The organism is Streptomyces durocortorensis (assembly GCF_031760065.1).
Taxonomy (GTDB): Bacteria; Actinomycetota; Actinomycetes; order Streptomycetales; family Streptomycetaceae; genus Streptomyces.
Genome location: NZ_CP134500.1, coordinates 6,908,412 through 6,928,378, shown reverse-complemented (window position 1 = coordinate 6,928,378; position 19,967 = coordinate 6,908,412). Strand labels below are relative to the sequence as shown.

Genomic DNA, 19,967 nt, shown 5'->3' with positions numbered 1-19,967 from the left:
GGCGCAACCGTATTTCCCTGGCTCGGGGGCACTCTTGTGCGATCTCCGCGTACGGGTTTGGGTGGTAGGCAGACAGCTGAGAAGGAGGCCCCTCATGGCTCCGGACATTCCCGGCGCAACCGGCTCGCGCCCGGCCGCCGCCCCCCTCGACGAGACCGGGGCAGAGGACTTACTGCGCGGCATATGTTTCAAGACGGGCCCGCCCCGCACCGTCGGGGTGGAACTCGAATGGCTCATTCACGACCGGGAACATCCTGACCTCCCGGTCGGCCAGGAGCGGCTGGACAGCGCCGTCGAGGCGGTCCGGGCGCTGCCGCTGAGCGCGGCGCTGACCTTCGAGCCGGGCGGTCAGCTGGAGCTCAGCTCGCAGCCGGCCGGCTCCCTGATGGAGTGCGTCGAGACCACCGCCGCGGATCTGGCGGCCGTCCGCGCCTCGCTGGGCGCGGTGGGGCTCGCGCCGGTCGGTCTTGGCGTCGACCCGTGGCAGCCGCCTCGCCGCAGACTGCGCGAGCCGCGCTACGAGGCGATGGAGGCCGCGCTCGACCGTTCGGGGCCCGCCGGGCGGGCCATGATGTGCACCTCCGCCTCGGTCCAGGTCTGTCTGGACGCGGGCGAGGAGGAGCCGGGGCCGCTGGGGTACGGGCGGCGCTGGCAGCTCGCGCATCTGCTGGGCGCGGTGCTGGTGGCGGCGTTCGCCAACTCGCCGTTCCAGCAGGGCCGCCGTACCGGGTGGCGTTCCACCCGGCAGGCGCTGTGGGCCGAGCTGGACCCGGGCCGGGCGCTGGCGCCGGACGGTGGGCACGCTCCGCGCGAGGCCTGGGCCGCGCACGTCCTGGACGCCGCGGTGATGTGCATCCGGTGTGAAGCGGGCCCGTGGGAGGTGCCGGAGGGGCTGACCTTCCGCGAGTGGATCCGCACCGGGGCGCCCCGCCCGCCGGTCCGGGCCGATCTCGACTATCACCTCACGACGCTGTTTCCGCCGATCCGGCCGCGCGGTCACCTGGAGCTGCGCATGATCGACGCGCAGAACGGCCCCGACGGGTGGCTGGTACCGCTCGCCGTCGCCACGGCCCTGTTCGACGACCCGGAGGCCGCCGAGACCGTGTACCGCGCTGTGAAGCCGCTGGCCGAGACGGCGGGGACGGCCGCTCCTCCGCGCAATCCGCTCTGGACGGCGGCCGCCCGCGACGGCCTCGCCGACCCGGAGCTGCGGGCCGCGGCCACCGGCTGCTTCTCGGCCGCTCTGCCGGCGCTGGAGCGGATGGGCGCGAGCCAGGCGGTACGCGATTCCGTGGCCGCCTTCACCGACCGCTATGTGGCCCGTGGGCGTTGTCCGGCCGATGACCTGCCTGATCCGGGCGGCCTCACCGATCCGCGCCTGCTGACCGGCACCGGGGCGTCGGCCGACCCGCCGGACGGGCCCGCGCGCACCGCTCCCGGCTCCGTCGCCGGGCCGCCGCACTCGGATCTCCCGCCGCACTCCGGAAAGGCGGCCTCCGCATGACCGGGCACTCCGACCGCTCCGAGCGGCGTCAGCACTCCGATGCCTTCGATCCGGCCCGGTCCGCCGGGCCCGCCGCCACCGGCTTCCCCGTCGCCCCCGGCACCGACCCCGAAGCCCTGCGGCAACGTGCCCTGGACGCGCTGCTGACCGCGCGCGAACGCACCGCGCTGCTCACCGACAGCGTGGACGACGGCGAACTGACCGCCCAGCACTCCCCGTTGATGTCGCCACTGGTCTGGGACCTGGCGCACATCGGCAACCAGGAGGAGCAGTGGCTGCTGCGCGCCGTCGGCGGCCGGGACGCTCTGCGCCCGGAGATCGACGGGCTGTACGACGCCTTCGAGCACTCCCGCGCCTCCCGCCCCTCGCTGCCGCTGCTGGCTCCCGCCGAGGCGCGGACATACGCCTCCGACGTCCGGGGCCGGGCGTTGGAGCTGCTGGAGGGCGCACCGCTGCACGAGGGGGGACGTCCGCTGGAGCGGGCCGGGTTCGCCTTCGGGATGATCGCCCAGCATGAACAGCAGCATGACGAGACGATGCTGATCACCCATCAGCTGCGATCAGGTCCGGCGGTGCTGGCCGCTCCCCCGCCGCCGGAGCCGGTCGGGGCCGGGGCGCTTCCCGACGAAGTCCTCGTACCGGCGGGCCCGTTCACCATGGGGACCTCGGCCGAGCCGTGGGCCCTGGACAACGAGCGGCCCGCGCACCGCCGCGATGTGGCGGCCTTCCGCCTGGACACCGCCCCGGTCACCTGTGGCGCCTACGTCCGCTTCATCGAGGACGGCGGCTACCGGGACGAGCGCTGGTGGGCTCCCGAGGGGTGGGCCATGGTCCGCGAACACGGCCTGGCCGCGCCGCTGTTCTGGCACCGGGAGGCCGGACAGTGGCTGCGTCGGCGGTTCGGGGTGACCGAGCCGGTGCCGGACGACGAGCCGGTGCTGCACGTGAGCTGGTACGAGGCGGACGCGTACGCCCGCTGGGCGGGGCGGCGGCTGCCCACGGAGACGGAGTGGGAGAAGGCCGCCCGGCACGACCCCGCCTCCGGCCGCTCCCGGCGCTATCCGTGGGGCGACGAGGATCCGACGCCGGAGCGGGCCAATCTGGGGCAGCGCCATCTGCGTCCGGCGCGGGCTGGGGCGTATCCGCAGGGCCGGTCGTCCTCCGGTGCGGGGCAGTTGATGGGCGACGTGTGGGAGTGGACGTCGAGCGACTTCCTGCCCTACCCGGGGTTCGTGGCGTTCCCCTACCGCGAGTATTCGGAGGTGTTCTTCGGCCCGGCCCACAAGGTGCTGCGCGGCGGTTCGTTCGCCGTGGACCGGGTCGCCTGCCGGGGCACGTTCCGCAACTGGGACCTCCCGGTGCGGCGGCAGATCTTCTCCGGGTTCCGCACGGCGAGGGATGCCTGATGTGCCGTCACATCGCTTACGTGGGCGAGCCGGTGGTGCTCGGGGACATCCTCCTCAAGCCCCCGCACTGCTTGGTGCGGCAGTCCTGGGAGCCGCGCCGTCAGCGGTACGGCACGGTCAACGCGGACGGGTTCGGCGTCGGCTGGTACGCGGACGGCGACCCGGTGCCCGGACGCTACCGGCGCCAGGGGCCCGTATGGGGCGACGAGACCTTCACCGATCTGGCCCGGGTGGTCCGCAGCACCGCGCTGCTGGCCGCCGTACGGGACGCCACCGAGGCGGGGGCGGACGGGGAGGCGGCGGCCGCGCCGTACGCCGCCGGGCAGCTGCTGTTCAGCCACAACGGGGCCGTGCGGGGCTGGCCCGGATCGCTCGCCCCGCTGGCCGCCGCCCTGCCCGCCGAGAGACTGCTGTCCCTGGCGGCCCGCAACGACTCCGCGCTGATCTGGGCGCTGATCCGGCACCGGGCCGAGGCCGGGGACGAGGTGCCGCGCGCGGTCGCGGAGACCGTCCGCGAGGTCGCGGCCACCGCCCCCGGCTCGCGGCTGAACCTGCTCCTCACCGACGGGGCCACCATCACCGCGACCGCCTGGGGCGACACCCTCTGGTACCGCACGGTGCCGGGCCGCTCCACGGCGGTGGCCTCGGAGCCGTACGACGACGACCCCCTCTGGCGCGAGGTCCCCGACCGCACCCTGTTGGTCGCGACCTCCGCAGACGTCCTGCTCACCCCGCTCAAGGAGCCCCCCGCGTGAGTCCCTTCCTGCTGACCCGCACCCTGCCGGTGGACGCTACGGACGCGGCGCTGCGCGCCGACGTCCTCAGCGGCCTGACCCGGCACCCCAAGACGCTGCCGCCGAAGTGGTTCTACGACGCGCGCGGCAGTGAGCTGTTCGAGGAGATCACCCGGCTGCCCGAGTACTACCCGACCCGCGCGGAGCGGGAGATCCTGGAGGAGCGGGCCGAGGAGATCGCCGCGGTCTCGGGGGCTCGGACGGTGATCGAGCTGGGCTCGGGGTCGTCCGAGAAGACCCGCCACCTCTTGGGCGCCCTGCCCCAGTTGCACAGTTACGTCCCGGTGGATGTGAGCGAGAGCGCACTGAGGGGTGCGGCCGAGTCGCTGCTCGCCGAGCATCCGGAGCTGCACATCCACGCGCTGATCGCCGACTTCACCGGCGGTCTGGCCCTGCCGGGAACTCCGGGGCCCCGGCTGGTGGTGTTCCTGGGCGGCACGATCGGCAATCTGCTGCCGGAGGAGCGGGCGGCGTTCCTGCACTCGGTGCGTTCGCTGCTCTCCCCCGGCGACGCGCTGCTGCTGGGCACGGACCTGGTGAAGGAGAAGGAGACGCTGGTGGCCGCGTACGACGACGCGGCCGGGGTGACGGCGGCCTTCAACAAGAACGTGCTGAGTGTCGTCAACCGTGAGCTGGGGGCCGACTTCCCGCTGGAGGAGTTCGAGCACGTCGCCGTGTGGAACGCGGAGAGCCGGTGGGTCGAGATGCGGCTGCGCGCACGGCGGGCGCTGAGCGTGAAGATCCGGGAACTGGACCTGGTGGTGCCGTTCGAGGCCGGTGAGGAGCTGCGTACGGAGGTGTCGGCGAAATTCCGGCGGGAGGACGTGCGCGAGGAGCTGGCGGCGGCCGGACTGCGGCTGTCTCAGTGGTGGACGGATGCGGCGGGCCGGTTCGCCCTGTCGCTGGCGACGGCCGTCTGACGACCGGATCGGGCCGGTGAGCCCGGCCGCTCGAACACGGCCGCCCGCGTCCGGTCGGCCAGGGCGCGGCGACCGGGCTCACCGTCTGCGGGGATCGGCGCGAGGACGTCGACCTCGGCGGTGAGCCCGGCGGCCCGCACCACCCGCCACAGGGAGGCGGCGAGCGGGTCGTCCCCGACGAACGCGACGGCGCCCGCGGGCGGGCCGGAGGGCCCGGCGGCGCGGTAGGTGATGCGTACGGGCCGTACGGTCGCGCCCGCGTCGATCGCCGCCTGGAACACGGCGGGCCGGAACACGCCGCCGCCCCGTCCGCACCAGGTGCTGCCCTCGGGGAAGACCACGACCCGGGAGCCGGAGCGCAGCGCCCCGGTGAGGGTCCGTACGGCTGCGGGCAGGGTGCGCAGCCGGTCGCGCTCGATGAACAGGGTGCCGCCGAGCGCGGCGAGCGGGCCGAGGACGGGCCAGCGCCCGATCTCGCTCTTGGCGAGCATCCGCCCGGGCAGGACGGCGGTGACGATCGGGATGTCCAGCCAGGAGATGTGGTTGGCGACGACCAGTTCGCCGGTGGTGGCACGCCCCTCGGGACGGCCGCGCACCGTGACCCGTACGCCGAAGGCACGCGGTACGGCGTCCGCCCAGCGCCGTATCAGCCGGTCGCGCGGGGCGGCCGGGAGCAGCGCGGCGAGCGGGGCGCAGGCCACCCCCAGCAGGACCAGTGCGCCGCCGGTCAGCAGCAGGAGTGCGGCGGGCAGCGGGGCACGTACGGCTCCGGTGTGCCGGGCGCAGCCGTGCGGGGTGCACGGGGCGACGGGCAGCCAGGGGTTCGTGGTGGCGGGGCGGGCGCGCGCCGGGTCGGGGCAGGTGCTCATCGCAGCGGGGCCAGCGAGCGGAAGTGGCGGAGGTAGCGGGGGTCGGTTCGGCGCAGCGAGAGCAGGACGTACAGGTCGGCGACGTTGAAGTCGGGGTCGTACGCCGGGGCTCCGCAGACCCAGGCGCCGAGCCGGAGGTAGCCGCGCAGCAGGGGCGGCAGGTCCGCCCGGGAGCCGGTGGCCTGACCGTGACCGGAGGCGTCCCAGAGGCGGTGCGGGGTGACCCAGTGCTCCTCGGGCGCGAGGTGCGCTTCGCGTACGGTGTTCCAGCTGCGGGCGGCGAGCGTGCCGCCGTCGGCCAGTGGCAGGGAGCAGCAGCCCGCGAGCCAGTTGTGTCCGGTGCGTTCCATGTAGCGGGCGAGTCCGGCCCAGACGAGGGCGATGACCGCGCCGTCGCGGTGGGCCGGGTGGACGCAGGAGCGGCCGACCTCGACGAGGTCGTCGCGGATCGGGGCGAGCCGGGTGAGATCGAACTCGCTTTCCGCGTAGAGGCGTCCGGCGATGCGGGCGCGGTCCGGGGGCAGCAGTCGGTAGGTGGCGACGACGTCGCCGGTGGCGGTCTCGCGGACCAGCAGGTGGTCGCAGTACCCGTCGAAGGCGTCGCTGTCCAGACCGGGTTCGGGCCCGTCCAGCCGGGCACCGAGCTCCCCGGCGAACACGAGGTGGCGCAGGCGCTGGGCGTCGCGTATGTCTTCCTGGCAGGTGGCGAGGGAGACCCGGTAGGCGGGTTCGGCCTCGCCGGCCGGGGCCTGGGCAGGTGGTGACGCCGGGGCGGGGGTGGTGGCGCCGGGCAGCGGGGCGTGCGGGGCGGTGGGCAGCACGGTCATGGCGGTCTCCGGGGACGGATCGGCGGGGATACGCCGGGTCGCCGCGGAGTGCGGTGGCCCGGCCCCTTACTTCTTCCGTCACCGGCTGGATTCGACGTGACCGCTGTGGGGAGCGGGGATGTGCGACGGTTGAATCCGCGGGGACGCCGACCGGTCCCCCGGGGACGCCCGCCCCCGGTCGATCAGCTGCCCGCGAGCATCGCGGTGATGCGCTCGGAGGCGGTCCGGGCCTCCCTCTTCGGGTCGCCGCCCTGGAGCACCGCCGTCATGTACGGCTTGATCGGGTTCTCCGCCTCCACCCGGGCCCACTGCGGGGAGTTGGGGGTGGCGCGGCCCTCGGTGGCTCCCTCCGCCATCGCCGCGGTGCCCTCGTCGCCCTCGATGACATGGGCGAGGCTCGGCTTGTTGGGGACGTAACTCATGCTCCGGGCGAGCTCCGTCTGCCACTTCTCGCCCGCCAGCGCCTTGACGACGGCGATGCCCGCAGCACGCTCGTCGGCGTTCTTCGGCACGATGAGATCCGAGCCGCCGGTGAATACGGAGCCGGGGGCCTTCGCGGTCTTTCCGGGAATGGGGAAGTAGCCGATCTTTCCCTTGAGTTCGGGATTCTTCTGCTCGATGAGCGCGGCGCTTCCGGGCATCGAGATGATCTGGGCGACGTCCCCCTTGGCGAATACGTCGTTCTGCGGGGGCTTCTCCTCGTCGGCGTCGGTCGGGCCGTCACCGAGCGCCTGGAGTTCCTTGTAGAACTCCATGCCCGCGAGGGCTTCTTCACTGTCCAGGGTGCCCTGCCAGTCGCCGCCGTCGTCCTCGGCGAGTTCACCGCCCTCGTCCCAGACGAACCCGGCGAGCACGTACCAGTTCTGACCGGCCAGGTACATGCCCTGGTTGCCTTGGGTGTTGAGCTTCTCGGTGTCGGCGATCCACTGGGCGCGGGTCTTCGGGGCGGAGTCGATGCCCGCCTCCTTGAAGATCTCCTTGTTGTAGATCACCACCCGGTTGGCCGCGTACCAGGGAATGCCGTACTGAACGCCGTTGATGCTGCCGGGCTGGGCGAGGCCGGGCAGCCAGTCCTCGCTGCCGAGGTCCCGCATCGACTCCAGGGTGAGATCACGCAGGCCGCCGCTCTCCGCGTACTGCGCGACCTGCGTGTTTCCGACTTCGATCACGTCCGGGGCGTCGTCGCTCTCCAGTGCGGCAAGGACCTTGGGGCCGATGCCGCCCCACTCCTGGATCTTGAATTCCAGCTCGATCGAGGGGTTCTCCTCCTCGTACGAGCGGGTGAACTTGTCCAGGAAGCCGGGCGAGGCGCTGTTCTTCATCAGCCAGATCGTGACCGTGCGGTCTCCGCCACCCGAACCCGGCAAGTAGCCGCATCCGCCGAGCGCTACGGACGACACGAGCGCTACGGCTCCGGCGAGTATGCGGTTCTTCACGTGGTCACCTTCTGCGAAACGGCACGACGAAATCAGGACCCGGTGTGGGGGATTGCGGGCGGCGCTCGCACGGGTGTTTGGCTGAATTTTGGTATGGACCAATGAGTAGGTCAAGGCGCGTACCCACCCCGCCCCACCTCGACCGCCCCCTCGCGGGACACCCCGGATTGAGGCAACGTGGTCACAGGAGAGGAGACAAACAATGGCGAATCACACGTATCGGGTCACCGAGATCGTAGGAACCTCCCAGGAGGGCATCGACGCGGCGATCAAGAACGGCATCGCAAGAGCCGCAGAAACGTTGCACAATCTCGACTGGTTCGAGATTAATCAAGTTCGCGGCCATATCGAGGATGGCCGGATCGCGCACTACCAAGTCGGCCTTAAGGTGGGTTTCCGGCTCGACGAGAACACCTGATCAGGTGCGCCCGTCGCGCTCCTGCGCAGCCTTGAGCGCCTCCGACGGTTCGGCCCACCGGGCCCGCACCACGGCAAAACCGGCCACTTCCGCCGCGTCGCACACCAGCTCGTCGTCGTCCACGAGCACACGCACGTCCCGCGAGCGGCCGAGCCTCTGAAGGATCTCCAGCTTCGTGCGGCGCGCGGGGCGCCGGTCGTCGTTGCGCCGCATGAACAGGGTGCCCTCGGGCAGGCCCTGGCGGCTCAGCCAGCGCACGGTGTCCTTGCGGCACCGCTCGGGGCGTCCCGTCAGGTAGACGATCTCGCACTCACCGGCGCTCGCGAGCACCATCCGTACGCCCTCGGCGAGCGGCGGGTCGGCGGGAGCCGCCGCGAAGAAGCCGGACCAGTCCCGGCTGGCGCCTTCCAGGAAGTGCTGTCGGTGGGCTGTGTCGGCGAGCGTGCCGTCGAGGTCGAATACGGCCAGCGGCCGGGCGTCGTTGTTCACCCGGCCAGCTTAGGAAGCCCCGGCACCGGCCGCCCGTGAGGCCGTGACCCTGTCCTCTGTCCAGGTCGCGGGAATCCTCACCGGTGCGGGACGTTGATAGAGGGTGTGAGCTCTGTGATCGCCTCCACCCGGTTTTCCTTCCTGGACCGCTCCCGCACCCGCGAGGGGCACGACGGCCCCCAGGCGCTGCGCGACACCGTGACGCTGGCGCGGGAGGTGGAGGCGCTGGGCTACCACCGCCTCTGGGTCTCCGAGCACCACAGCGTGCCGGGCGTCGCGGGGTCGGCGCCGACGGTCCTGGCCGCCGCCGTCGCCGCCGCGACCTCCACCATCCGGGTCGGCACCGGCGGCGTGATGCTCCCCAACCACCAACCGCTCGTCGTGGCCGAGCAGTTCGGGGTGCTCGCCGCCCTCTTCCCCGGCCGGATCGACATGGGGCTCGGCCGTTCCGTGGGCTTCACCGACGGCGTCCGCCGGGCACTCGGCCACGGCAAGGAGGCCGCGGAGGACTTCCCCGGACGCCTCGCCGAACTGCTCGGCTGGATCGACGGCACCCAGCGCGCCCATCCCCAGGTGCACGCCCGCCCGGCGGAGGGGCTGCGCATCCCCGCGTACGTCCTGGCCATAGGCGAGGGCGCGGCGGTCGCGGCCGCAGCCGGACTCCCCCTCGTCATCGGCGATCTGCGCGGCCGGGGGAAGGTGCTGCGCGCCATCGAGGTGTACCGCAGGGACTTCCGCCCCTCGGCCCGCGCCGAGCGCCCCGAGGTGATCGTCTCCGGCACGGTGGCCGTCGCCGCCACCGAGGAGGCGGCCCGGCGCCTGCTGGTCCCGGAGGCCTGGGCCATGGCGTACGCCCGCACCCACGGCAGCTTCCCCCCGCTGGCCCCCGCCGAGGAGATCGAGGGCCGCACGATGACGGCCAAGGAGCGTCAGCTGTACGAGCGGGGACTCGACGGGCACATCCACGGCACCGAGGAGCAGGTGACCGAGCAACTGGAGACAGCGATCAAGGAGACCGGGGCGGACGAGGTGCTCGTGACGACCAGCACGTACGACCGCGAGGCACTGGCGGACTCGCTGCGGCGGCTGGCCGGAATCGTACGGCAGAGCGGCTGAGCGGGCCGCGTCACAGGGCGGTGCTCAGGTCAGCCCCCGCTTCCCGTTCCGCGGCCTGCCGCCGGTGGGCGGCCACCCGTTCACGGGTCGCGCACCGGCGCGAGCAGTCGAGCAGCAGCGGCGGTCCGGGCCGCGAGCTGCCCCGACCGGCTCGCACAGCCCGCCGCGCCTAGAATCGAACCGTTTGCCCCTTCTGGCCGCCGCCCCCTCCCCGACCCCCGTACGGAGCCCATCCCCATGCACTCCCCCCACGATCCGTACGTCCGGGTGCGCGGCGCGCGCGAGCACAACCTCCAGGACGTGCATGTCGACATCCCGCGCGACACCCTCACGGTCTTCACCGGGGTCTCGGGGTCGGGGAAGTCCTCGCTGGCGTTCGGGACCATCTACGCCGAGGCCCAGCGCCGCTACTTCGAGTCGGTCGCGCCCTACGCGCGGCGGCTCATCCACCAGGTGGGCGCGCCCGCCGTCGGGGAGATCACCGGGCTGCCGCCAGCCGTCTCCCTGGAGCAGCGGCGCTCCGCGCCCGGGGCCCGGTCGTCGGTGGGGACGGTCACCACGCTCTCCAACTCGCTGCGGATGCTGTACTCCCGGGCCGGGGACTATCCGGCGGGCGCCGAACGCCTCGACTCCGACGCCTTCTCCCCCAATACGGCGGCCGGGGCCTGCCCCGAGTGCCACGGACTGGGGCGCATCCACCGGACGGACGAGGGGCTGCTCGTACCGGACCCCTCGCGGTCGATCCGGGACGGGGCGATCGCCGCCTGGCCGGGTGCCTGGCAGGGGAAGAATCTGCGGGATGTGCTGGACGCCCTGGGGTACGACGTCGACCGGCCATGGCGCGAGCTGGACGCGAAGGACCGGGAGTGGATTCTGTTCACCGACGAGCAGCCGGTGGTGACGGTCCACCCGGTGCGGGACGCGGGCCGCATCCAACGCCCTTACCAGGGAACGTATATGAGCGCCCGGCGCTATGTGCTGCACACCTTCGCCGACACCAAGAGCCGCACCCTGAGGGCGAAGGCGGAACGCTTCCTGACCAGTGTGCCGTGCCCGGCGTGCGGCGGGAGCAGGCTGCGGCCGGAGGCGATGGCGGTGACGTTCGCCGGGCGGACCATCGCGGAGCTGGCAGCCCTGCCCCTGTCCGACCTGGCCAACGCGCTCTCGGCGGCCGGTGCGGGCGGCGAGGAGACCGCGCGGGTGCTGACCGGGGATCTGCTGGCCCGGATCGGGACGGTGACCGAGCTGGGGCTCGGCTATCTGAGCCTGGACCGCACCGCTCCGACACTCTCCTCGGGTGAGCTGCAACGGCTGCGGCTGGCCACGCAGTTGCGCTCCGGACTCTTCGGTGTCGTCTATGTCCTGGACGAGCCGTCGGCCGGGCTGCACCCCGCCGACACGGAGTCCCTGCTCGCGGTGCTCGGCCGGCTCAAGGAGGCCGGGAACTCGGTGTTCGTGGTGGAGCACCAGATGGACGTGGTGCGGCGGGCGGACTGGCTGGTGGACGTGGGGCCGCTGGCCGGGGAACACGGCGGGCGGGTGCTGCACAGCGGGCCGCCCGAGGGGCTGGCGGAGGTACCGGAGTCGGCGACGCGGCGGTTCCTGTTCCGCGAGGGCGACGAGCCGTCAGCCGTACGGGAGCCGCGCAGCCCATCCGGGTGGCTGCGGCTGTCCGGCGTGGAGCGGCACAACCTGCGCGGGGTCGACGCGGCCTTCCCGCTCGGGGTGTTCACGGCGGTGACCGGGGTGTCGGGGTCGGGCAAGTCGACCCTCGTCGGCCAGGTCCTCGCCGGGGTGCTCGCGGACCGGCAGTCGGGCGAGGAGGCCGGGGCGGGCATGCAGTACTGCGCTTCCGCGACCGGACTTGAGGCCGTGGACCGGCTCGTCCAGGTCGACCAGAAGCCCATCGGCCGGACGCCCCGGTCCAACCTGGCCACGTACACCGGGCTCTTCGACACGGTACGGAAGCTGTTCGCGCAGACTCGGACGGCACGGGAGCGGGGCTACACGGCGGGGCGGTTCTCGTTCAACGTGAGCGGCGGGCGGTGCGAGACCTGCCAGGGCGAGGGGTTCGTCTCGGTGGAGCTGCTCTTCCTGCCCAGCACGTACGCGCCCTGCCCGGACTGTCACGGCGCCCGCTACAACCCGGAGACCCTGGACATCACCCTGCGCGGCCTGACGATCGCTCAGGTGCTTGATCTCACCGTGGAATCGGCTGCCTCCTTCTTTGCCGGGACCCCGGCCGCCGAGCGCGCGCTGACCACGCTGCTGGACGTGGGGCTCGGCTATCTGCGGCTCGGGCAGCCCGCCACCGAGCTGTCCGGCGGCGAGGCGCAGCGGATCAAGCTCGCCTCCGAGCTCCAGCGCACGCGGCGCGGGCACACGCTGTATCTGCTGGACGAGCCGACGACGGGGCTGCATCCGGCCGATGTGGAGGTACTGATGCGGCAGTTGCACGGACTCGTCGACGCGGGGAGCACGGTGGTGGTCGTGGAGCACGACATGGCCGTGGTGGCGGGCGCGGACCAGGTCATCGATCTGGGGCCCGGGGGCGGGGACCGGGGCGGGCGGATCGTGGCGACCGGCACGCCGGAGGAGGTGGCGCGGGCGGCGGGGAGCCGTACGGCACCCTATCTGGCGAAGGCGTTGCGGCGCTGATCCCGTACGGCTCCAGCACTGTCGCAGCCGTACGGGATCAACACCCGCTTCAGCGGCGGACCTTGCGCGTCGCGCGCAGCCACTCCTTGTTCATCGCGGCGATCGACGGCAGCGGGATGCCCTTCGGGCAGGCGGTCGCGCACTCGCCGGTCAGGGTGCAGCCGCCGAACCCCTCCTCGTCCATCTGGGCCACCATGTCCAGCACCCGCGTCTCGCGTTCCGGGGCGCCCTGCGGCAGGACGCCCAGGTGGTTGACCTTGGCCGAGGTGAACAGCATCGCCGAGCCGTTGGGGCAGGCGGCGACACAGGCTCCGCAGCCGATGCACTCGGCGTGCTCGAAGGCGAAGTCGGCGTCCGGCTTGGGCACGGGGGTGGCGTGTGCGTCGGGCGCGGTGCCGGTGGGGGCTGAGATGTAGCCGCCGGACTGGATGATCCGGTCGAACGAGGAGCGGTCCACGACCAGGTCCTTGACGACCGGGAAGGCCGAGGCGCGCCAGGGCTCGATGTCGATCGTGTCGCCGTCGGCGAAGGACCGCATGTGGAGCTGGCAGGTGGTGGTGCGCTCCGGGCCGTGGGCGTCGCCGTTGATGACGAGGCTGCACGCGCCGCAGATGCCCTCGCGGCAGTCGTGGTCGAAGGCGACGGGCTCGTCACCGGCGAGGATGAGCTCCTCGTTGAGGGTGTCGAGCATCTCCAGGAACGACATGTCGGCGGAGATGTTGTCGACTTCGTAGGTGGCCATGGCGCCGGGCGTTTCCGCGTCTCGCTGGCGCCAGACGCGCAGGGTGAGCTTCATGCGTAGCTCCGCTGAGTGGGGTGGACGTCACTGAAGACGAGGTCTTCCTTGTGCAGGACGGGGGCGCCACCGGTGACGGTGAACTCCCAGGCGGCGGCGTACGAGAACTCCTCGTCGCGCCGCTCGGCCTCGCCGTCCGGGGTCTGGGACTCCGCGCGGAAGTGGCCGCCGCAGGACTCGGCGCGGTGCAGGGCGTCGAGGCACATGAGCTCTGCGAGCTCCAGGTAGTCGACGATGCGATTCGCCTTCTCCAGCGACTGGTTGAACTGTTCGCCGGTACCGGGGACCTTGATGCGTCGCCAGAACTCCTCGCGGATCTCGGGGATTCTGGCGAGCGCCTTGCGCAGTCCGTCCTCGGTGCGGGCCATACCGCAGTACTCCCACATGAGTTCACCGATCTCGCGGTGGAAGGAGTCGGGGGTGCGGTCGCCGTCGACGGAGAGCAGCAGGTTGATCCGGTCCTCGGTCTCCGCCACCACCTCGGCGACGGCGGGGTGGTGGGCGTCGGGCTTCTCGGTGTGCGGGTTGCGGGCGAGGTAGTCGTTGATCGTGGAGGGCAGGACGAAGTAGCCGTCGGCGAGGCCCTGCATCAGCGCCGAGGCACCGAGCCTGTTGGCCCCGTGGTCGGAGAAGTTCGCCTCGCCGATCGCGAAGAGGCCGGGGATGGTGGTCTGGAGGTCGTAGTCGACCCAGAGGCCGCCCATCGTGTAGTGCACGGCGGGGTAGATCCGCATCGGGACCGTGTAGGGGTCCTCGTCGGTGATCCGCTGGTACATCTCGAAGAGGTTGCCGTACTTCGCCTCCACCGCCTTGCGGCCCATCCGGCCGATGGCCTCGGCGAAGTCCAGGTAGACGCCCTGCCCGCCGGGGCCGACGCCGCGCCCCTCGTCGCAGACGTTCTTGGCGGCGCGGGAGGCGATGTCGCGGGGCACCAGGTTGCCGAAGGCCGGGTAGATGCGCTCCAGGTAGTAGTCGCGCTCGTCCTCGGGGATCCGGTCGGCCGGGCGGGCGTCGCCCTTGGCCTTGGGGACCCAGATGCGGCCGTCGTTGCGGAGCGACTCGCTCATCAGGGTGAGCTTGGACTGGTGGTCGCCGGTGCGCGGGATGCAGGTGGGGTGGATCTGGGTGAAGCAGGGGTTGGCGAAGTAGGCGCCGCGCCGGTGGGCCCGCCAGATCGCGGTGGCGTTGGAGTTCATGGCGTTGGTCGACAGGTAGAAGACGTTGCCGTAGCCGCCGGTGGCCAGGACGACCGCGTCGGCGAAGTAGGTGTCGATCTTCCCGGTGACGAGGTCGCGGGCGACGATCCCGCGCGCCTTTCCGTCGACCACGATCAGGTCCAGCATCTCGGTACGGGCGTGGAGTTCGACGTTGCCCGTGGCGATCTGGCGGGAGAGCGCCTGGTAGGCGCCGAGGAGGAGCTGCTGTCCGGTCTGACCGCGCGCGTAGAACGTACGCGAGACCTGGACGCCGCCGAAGGAGCGGTTGTCGAGGAGGCCGCCGTACTCGCGGGCGAAGGGGACGCCCTGGGCGACGCACTGGTCGATGATCTCGACGGAGATCTGGGCGAGCCGGTGGACGTTGGACTCCCGGGCGCGGAAGTCGCCGCCCTTGACGGTGTCGTAGAAGAGCCGGCGGATGGAGTCGCCGTCGTTGCGGTAGTTCTTCGCGGCGTTGATACCGCCCTGGGCGGCGACCGAGTGGGCGCGCCGGGGTGAGTCCTGGAAGCAGAACTGGACGACGTGGTAGCCCTGTTCGGCGAGGGTGGCGCCGGCCGACCCGCCGGCCAGTCCGGTGCCGACGACGATGACCGTGTGTTTGCGCCGGTTGGCGGGGTTCACGAGCTTGGCTTGGAAGCGGCGGGTGTCCCAGCGCTCGGCGACGGGGCCCTCGGGGGCCTTGGTGTCGACGACGGGCTCGCCGGTGGCGTAGTGCGTGTAGTCGGGCATGTCAGCTCACCACTCCGGTCATGACGGCGACGGGTACGGAGATGAAGCCCACCGTCAGCGCCGTGGCGAGGAGGTTGGCGAGGGTCTTCAGGATGCGGTCGCGGGTCGCGTTGCCTACGCCCAGGGTCTGCGCGGCGCTCCAGAAGCCGTGCTGGACGTGCAGGCCCATGGCGAGCACGGCGACGATGTAGATGACGTTGCCGTACCAGGTCGAGAAGGTGTCGATGACGTTCTGGTACGGGTGCCCGGCCTCGAAGCTCGTGTGGACGGTACCGGTCGTCAGGTCGAGGATGTGCCAGACGATGAAGAGGGCGAGGATGATCCCGCCCCAGCGCATGGTCCGGGTGGCGTAGTCGGCACGGGCCTTCTTGTGGACGTACTTGGCGGGGCGCGCCCTGATGTCGCGGCGGCTCAGCTGGTAGGCGGAGACGCCGTGCAGCACGACGGCCGCGACCAGCCCCACGCGGACGATCCACAGCGCCCACTCGTAGTGCAGGACCGGTTCGCCCAGCGTGCGCAGCCAGTGGGCGTACCCGTCGAACGTGCCGGGCCCGAAGAAGATCTTCAGATTCCCGGCCATGTGGACGACGAGGTACCCGAGCATGATCAGGCCGGAGACGGCCATGATCGTCTTCTTGCCGACGGTCGAGTCCCAGAGCGTACGCGTCATCGACGGCCGTCGGTCCGTCCGCGTTGCCAATGCCATGAACCTGACGGTAGGGGCGAACGACCTGATCAGTCCAAGACATGGTCTGGCTGATCTCCATAGGAAATCACTATTGATGGGCGTTATCGTCGCCCCATGCACTTCCAGCAGCTCACCTATTTCGTGGCCGTCGCCGAGACCCGGCACTTCACCCGGGCCGCCGAGGCGGTGCATGTGTCGCAGCCTTCGCTCTCCCAGCAGATCCGGGCACTGGAGACGGAGTTGGGCGCCGAGCTGTTCAGCCGGGCCCGGGGCAATATCGCCCTCACCGACGCGGGCGAGGCGCTCCTCCCCCTGGCCCGGCGCATCCTCGCCGACGCGGAGACCGCGCGGCAGGAGGTGCAGGAGCTGGTGCAGCTGCGCAGCGGCCGGGTGCGGCTCGGGGCGACGCCGAGTCTGTGCACGGGTCTGCTGCCGGACGTTCTGCGCGCCTTCCATGACCGGCACCCGGGGGTGCGGCTGCTGCTGGAGGAGGGCGGCTCGCACGACCTCGTACGTCAACTGGCGCGCGGTGCGCTCGATCTGGCCCTGGTGGTGCTGCCGCTGCCCGCCGGGTCCCCCGCGCTGACCACGGTGGAGCTGCTCCACGAGGACCTGGTGGTGGTGTCCTCGGCGGCGGAGCCCGCGCCGGGGCGCGGCGGGCGGGTGCGGATCGCCGATCTGCGTGACGCCCCGATGGTGATGTTCCGCCACGGCTACAACCTGCGGGAGCTGACGCTCGCCGCGTGCCGCGCGGAGGGGTTCGAGCCCTCGTTCACGGTGGAGGGCGGCGAGATGGACGCGGTGCTCGGTTTCGTACGCGCGGGGCTCGGCATCGCCGTGGTGCCGGGCATGACCGCGAACCGGGCGGGCCACGATCTGCGGAAGACCCCGCTGGCGGGGGCCGGGCTGCGGCGCACGATCGCCCTGGCGCACCGTAGCGACGTCGCCCCGCCCCGGGCCGCGCGCGAGCTCCAGCGGATGCTGCTGGAGCTCGGGGCGGCCTCGGGCTGAGCCGGGGCCCCCGACCTCGCCCGGCGCCCCGGCCGAGACGGCGCCCCGCCCGCCCGGTTCGGACCGTGAGTCCGGCCCTCCCCGTCAGACCGCGTCGGCCAGGAGCAGGGAGTGGATGCGGTCCGGGGCGCCGGGGCGGGCGTAGTACCAGCCCTGGGCGGTGTCGCAGCCCAGTCGGCGCAGCTGCTCGGCCTGGGCGCCGGTCTCCACGCCCTCCACCGTCACGGCCAGCTCCAGGCTGTGGGCCAGGGACACGATGCCCTCCACGATCTTCAGATCGACCGGGTCGGCCGGGTGCTGCTGCATGCCCCGGGTGAAGGAACGGTCCAGCTTGAGCACGCTGACCGGCAGGCGGCGCAGGTTCGCCAGGTTCGAGTAGCCGGTGCCGAAGTCGTCGAGGGCGATGTCGACGCCCATCTCGGCGAGCTGCCGCAGCGGCTTGAGGAGATCGTCGTCGGCGCCGATCAGGGCGGATTCGGTGACCTCCAGGCACAGCGCGCCCGGCTCCAGGCCGGAGCGCTCCAGCACGTCGACCGTCTCGGCGACCAGGCGGGGGTGGTGCAGCTGGGTCGGCGAGAGGTTGACGTTGATCCGCAGGGGACCGCCGTCGCTGTGCCGCTCCTGCCAGAAGTTCGCCTGCCGGACGGACTCCTCCAGAACCCAGCGCCCGAGGGGCACGATGAGGCCGGTGTGCTCGGCGAGCGGGATGAACCGGTCGGGCCCCAGCACCCCGTACTGGGGATGGCACCACCGTACGAGCGCCTCCGCACCGTGGACCGTGCCGTCGCCGAGGTGGACGAGCGGCTGGTACTCGATGAAGAACTCGCCCCGGTCCAGCGCCGCCGGGAGCGCGGTGGTCAGCCCGTGCCGGGTGATGGCCCGGGCGTCGGCCTCCGCGTCGGCGAGCTGGTAGCGGTTGCCGCCCGCCGCCTTGGCCCGGTACATGGTGATGTCCGCGCTGCGCAGCACCTCGGCGGCGCTGCGCTCCCCGGAGGGCCCCTCGACGACGCCGATCGAACCGCGGACGGTGAGTTCACGGCCGTCCAGCCGGATGGGGGCGGCCAGCACGTTGAGGATGCGGCCCGCCAGTTCGTCCACCTCGTCGGCGGTGTCGGGGCCGGTGGTCAGGGCCACGAACTCGTCGCCCCCGAGCCGGGCGACCATCTCGCCGGGTGCGGTGGCACAGCTCTGGAGCCGGTCGGCGACCTCGACGAGTAGGCGGTCGCCCGCCGCGTGGCCGAGGCTGTCGTTGATCGCCTTGAAGCCGTCGAGGTCGAGGTAGCACAGGCCGAAGCGGGTGCCGTCCTGGGCGGTGAGGGCCTTCTCAAGACGCTCGAAGAACAGCGTCCGGTTGGGCAGCCCGGTGAGCGCGTCGTGGGTGGCCTCGTAGCGCAGCCGCAGGTTGAGCAGGCGCCGTTCGGTGGTGTCCTCCATCAGGGCGAGCTGGTACTGCGGGCGGCCTTCGGGGTCGCGCAGCAGGGAGACGGTGAGGTTGGTCCACAGGACCGTACCGTCGTTGCGGTAGTACGCCTTCTCGACCCGGTAGTGGTCGCGTTCGCCGCGTACCAGCTCGTTGTAGAACTTCCACACCTGGGGCGAGTCCTCGGGGTGGACCCACTCGTTCACCTTGTGGCTGCGGACGTGGTGCTCCAGACCGCCGAACATCTTGGTGAGGGTGTCGTTGACCTCCAGGACGTTGCCGTCCAGGTCGGCGATGCCGATGCCGACGGCCGCGTCCTCGAAGACCGCGCGGAACCGCGCCTCCGTGGCGTGCAGGGCCTCTTCGGCGTGCGAACGGGCCGTCAGCGCCGAGCGGGCGATGGCCTCCTGCTCGGCGAGCGTGCGCTCACGCAGCGCCTGGGAGAAACCGGCCGCCAGCGTGTGCTGGATGCGGGCGCAGCGGGCCCGCCCGTCCTCGGTGGACAGGACGCCGGGCCCGTTGTGGCCGCAGTAGAGGACGAGGTAGGAGTCGACGACGCCGAGCGTGGAGCTGAGGGCGTCCGGGTCGGTGCAGTGCGCGTCGACCAGGGCCGCGCCGACCCGCTGGGCGGGCGAGGCGTCGAAGGGACGGGCGTGCAGGATGCCGTTGAGCTCGCGGGCCAGGGGCAGCAGATGCTCTTCGAACTCGGGCCGGGTCAGGGAGGTGGCCGTCAGGGGAAAGATGGCCCGGCTCCAGATCCTGGCGAATCTCCGGAGGCGGCCTTCGGGACCGTCCGGTTCCGTGTCCGGCTCACCGGACGCCTGGGCGGGGATGCTCACGCCTTGCGCCCAACCCCGGCGAAACCCGAGAAGGCGTACGGGTCTTCCTGCCCCGGCGCCTGCGGGGTGTCGGGCCGCCATTCGGGCATCGACACGAGTCCCGGCTCGACCATCTCGTAACCGTCGAAGAACCGGCCGATCTCCTCGCGCGAGCGCATGATCAGCGGGTTGCGGATGTTCCGGTAGACGCCGACCGTCCCGTCGGCCTCCTCCTTGGGCAGTGGGATGCCCTCGTACGAGGCGTGGGTCAGGACGATCAGGCTGCCGGGGGCCAGCGCGTCGCGCAGTTCGGCGACCGCGGCGTACGGGTCGTCGGCGTCCTCGACGAAGTGGAGCACCGCGACCAGCAGCAGGGCGACCGGGCGGTTCAGGTCGAGCAGCCCGGTGATCTCCGGGTGCGCCAGGATGTCCTTGGGGCGGCGCAGGTCGGCGGCGGCGGTGACCGCGCGGTCGTTGCCCTCCAGCACCGCCTGGCTGTGGGCGACGGCTACCGGGTCGTGGTCGACGTACGCCACCTTGGCCCCGGGGTCGGCGGCCTGGGCGACCTCGTGGACGTTGCCGAAGGTCGGGATGCCGGAGCCGATGTCGAGGAACTGGTCGATCCCGGCGTCAACGGCATGGCGGACGGCGCGGCGCATAAAGGCCCGATTGGCCTGCATGATCTTGGGGAGGCCCGGGAGGAACTCCATGGCCTTGCGCGCGGCTTCCCGGTCCACCTCGAAATTGTGCGATCCGCCCAGATAGAAGTCGTACATGCGAGACACGCTCGGCACCGAAATGTCAATGCCCTGCGGTGCCCAGGCGGGACGCTCCATCGATGTCTCCAACAA

Annotated in this window: 17 protein-coding genes; 8 read left to right on the top strand and 9 right to left on the bottom strand. The window is 72.0% G+C overall.

Translation table 11 applies throughout. The features are described from left to right. Positions 1 to 94: 94 nt before the first annotated feature. The 4 genes from egtA to egtD are packed head-to-tail and all read left to right on the top strand — an operon-like array spanning position 95 to position 4,624. Positions 95 to 1,504: an ergothioneine biosynthesis glutamate--cysteine ligase EgtA gene (egtA, locus tag RI138_RS30525; RefSeq protein WP_311122492.1), complete on the top strand. Its 1,410-nt coding sequence runs from the start codon at positions 95 to 97 to the stop codon at positions 1,502 to 1,504. Then, positions 1,501 to 2,910: an ergothioneine biosynthesis protein EgtB gene (egtB, locus tag RI138_RS30520; RefSeq protein ID WP_311122491.1), complete on the top strand. Its 1,410-nt coding sequence runs from the start codon at positions 1,501 to 1,503 to the stop codon at positions 2,908 to 2,910. The genes egtA and egtB overlap by 4 nt, the downstream gene beginning before the upstream one ends. After that, the gene (gene egtC / locus RI138_RS30515; protein WP_311122490.1) at positions 2,910 to 3,665 is read left to right on the top strand and encodes an ergothioneine biosynthesis protein EgtC; all 756 of its coding nucleotides are present in this window, start codon (positions 2,910 to 2,912) and stop codon (positions 3,663 to 3,665) included. Before egtB ends, egtC begins: the two co-directional genes overlap by 1 nt. Next, positions 3,662 to 4,624, top strand: coding sequence for an L-histidine N(alpha)-methyltransferase (gene egtD / locus RI138_RS30510; RefSeq protein ID WP_311122489.1), 963 nt, complete (start codon positions 3,662 to 3,664; stop codon positions 4,622 to 4,624). The genes egtC and egtD overlap by 4 nt, the downstream gene beginning before the upstream one ends. On the opposite strand, the gene RI138_RS30505 is transcribed toward egtD, so the two are convergent. The 3 genes from RI138_RS30505 to RI138_RS30495 form a co-directional block, all read right to left on the bottom strand. Beyond that, entirely contained in the window at positions 4,567 to 5,493 is a 927-nt protein-coding gene (locus tag RI138_RS30505) for a lysophospholipid acyltransferase family protein (RefSeq protein ID WP_311122488.1), read from the bottom strand. The genes egtD and RI138_RS30505 overlap by 58 nt on opposite strands. Next, the gene (locus tag RI138_RS30500) at positions 5,490 to 6,320 is read right to left on the bottom strand and encodes a GNAT family N-acetyltransferase (RefSeq protein WP_096630148.1); all 831 of its coding nucleotides are present in this window, start codon (positions 6,318 to 6,320) and stop codon (positions 5,490 to 5,492) included. The genes RI138_RS30505 and RI138_RS30500 overlap by 4 nt, the downstream gene beginning before the upstream one ends. Positions 6,321 to 6,502: 182 nt before the next feature. After that, on the bottom strand, positions 6,503 to 7,756 hold the full coding sequence (locus RI138_RS30495; RefSeq protein WP_311122487.1) for an extracellular solute-binding protein: 1,254 nt from the start codon (positions 7,754 to 7,756) through the stop codon (positions 6,503 to 6,505). 202 nt (positions 7,757 to 7,958) lie between these two features. Between RI138_RS30495 and RI138_RS30490 the strand changes: the two genes are divergently transcribed. Next, entirely contained in the window at positions 7,959 to 8,174 is a 216-nt protein-coding gene (locus tag RI138_RS30490) for a dodecin (protein ID WP_096630145.1), read from the top strand. Here RI138_RS30490 and RI138_RS30485 read toward each other — a convergent pair whose 3' ends face one another. Then, positions 8,175 to 8,663 carry a phosphatase domain-containing protein gene (locus RI138_RS30485; RefSeq protein ID WP_311122486.1) on the bottom strand — a complete coding sequence of 163 codons (489 nt, stop codon included), beginning with the start codon at positions 8,661 to 8,663 and terminating at the stop codon, positions 8,175 to 8,177. It lies immediately after the preceding gene. Between the two features lie 114 nt (positions 8,664 to 8,777). Here RI138_RS30485 and RI138_RS30480 point away from each other — a divergent pair, with 114 nt between their 5' ends. Both RI138_RS30480 and uvrA read left to right on the top strand, forming a co-directional pair. Continuing rightward, complete coding sequence (locus RI138_RS30480; RefSeq protein ID WP_398864397.1) at positions 8,778 to 9,779, top strand: MsnO8 family LLM class oxidoreductase; 1,002 nt, start codon at positions 8,778 to 8,780, stop codon at positions 9,777 to 9,779. Between the two features lie 237 nt (positions 9,780 to 10,016). Then, entirely contained in the window at positions 10,017 to 12,437 is a 2,421-nt protein-coding gene (gene uvrA / locus RI138_RS30475) for an excinuclease ABC subunit UvrA (RefSeq protein ID WP_311122484.1), read from the top strand. 49 nt (positions 12,438 to 12,486) lie between these two features. On the opposite strand, the gene RI138_RS30470 is transcribed toward uvrA, so the two are convergent. The 3 genes from RI138_RS30470 to RI138_RS30460 are packed head-to-tail and all read right to left on the bottom strand — an operon-like array spanning position 12,487 to position 15,885. Further along, the gene (locus RI138_RS30470) at positions 12,487 to 13,233 is read right to left on the bottom strand and encodes a succinate dehydrogenase/fumarate reductase iron-sulfur subunit (protein ID WP_096630139.1); all 747 of its coding nucleotides are present in this window, start codon (positions 13,231 to 13,233) and stop codon (positions 12,487 to 12,489) included. Then, positions 13,230 to 15,179, bottom strand: coding sequence for a fumarate reductase/succinate dehydrogenase flavoprotein subunit (locus RI138_RS30465; protein WP_311122483.1), 1,950 nt, complete (start codon positions 15,177 to 15,179; stop codon positions 13,230 to 13,232). Before RI138_RS30465 ends, RI138_RS30470 begins: the two co-directional genes overlap by 4 nt. A gap of 1 nt (position 15,180) precedes the next feature. Further along, a complete protein-coding gene (locus tag RI138_RS30460; RefSeq protein ID WP_311122482.1) occupies positions 15,181 to 15,885 on the bottom strand; it encodes a succinate dehydrogenase in 705 nt (234 codons plus the stop codon). A 96-nt stretch (positions 15,886 to 15,981) separates the two neighbouring features. On the opposite strand from RI138_RS30460, the gene RI138_RS30455 reads away from it, so the two are divergent. After that, positions 15,982 to 16,878 (top strand): LysR family transcriptional regulator, encoded by an 897-nt coding sequence (locus RI138_RS30455; RefSeq protein WP_096630134.1) that lies wholly within the window; start codon positions 15,982 to 15,984, stop codon positions 16,876 to 16,878. 84 nt (positions 16,879 to 16,962) lie between these two features. Here RI138_RS30455 and RI138_RS30450 read toward each other — a convergent pair whose 3' ends face one another. Continuing rightward, the gene (locus RI138_RS30450) at positions 16,963 to 19,137 is read right to left on the bottom strand and encodes a putative bifunctional diguanylate cyclase/phosphodiesterase (protein ID WP_311122481.1); all 2,175 of its coding nucleotides are present in this window, start codon (positions 19,135 to 19,137) and stop codon (positions 16,963 to 16,965) included. Then, on the bottom strand, positions 19,134 to 19,952 hold the full coding sequence (locus RI138_RS30445) for an SAM-dependent methyltransferase (protein WP_311122480.1): 819 nt from the start codon (positions 19,950 to 19,952) through the stop codon (positions 19,134 to 19,136). Before RI138_RS30445 ends, RI138_RS30450 begins: the two co-directional genes overlap by 4 nt. Positions 19,953 to 19,967 lie beyond the last annotated feature (15 nt).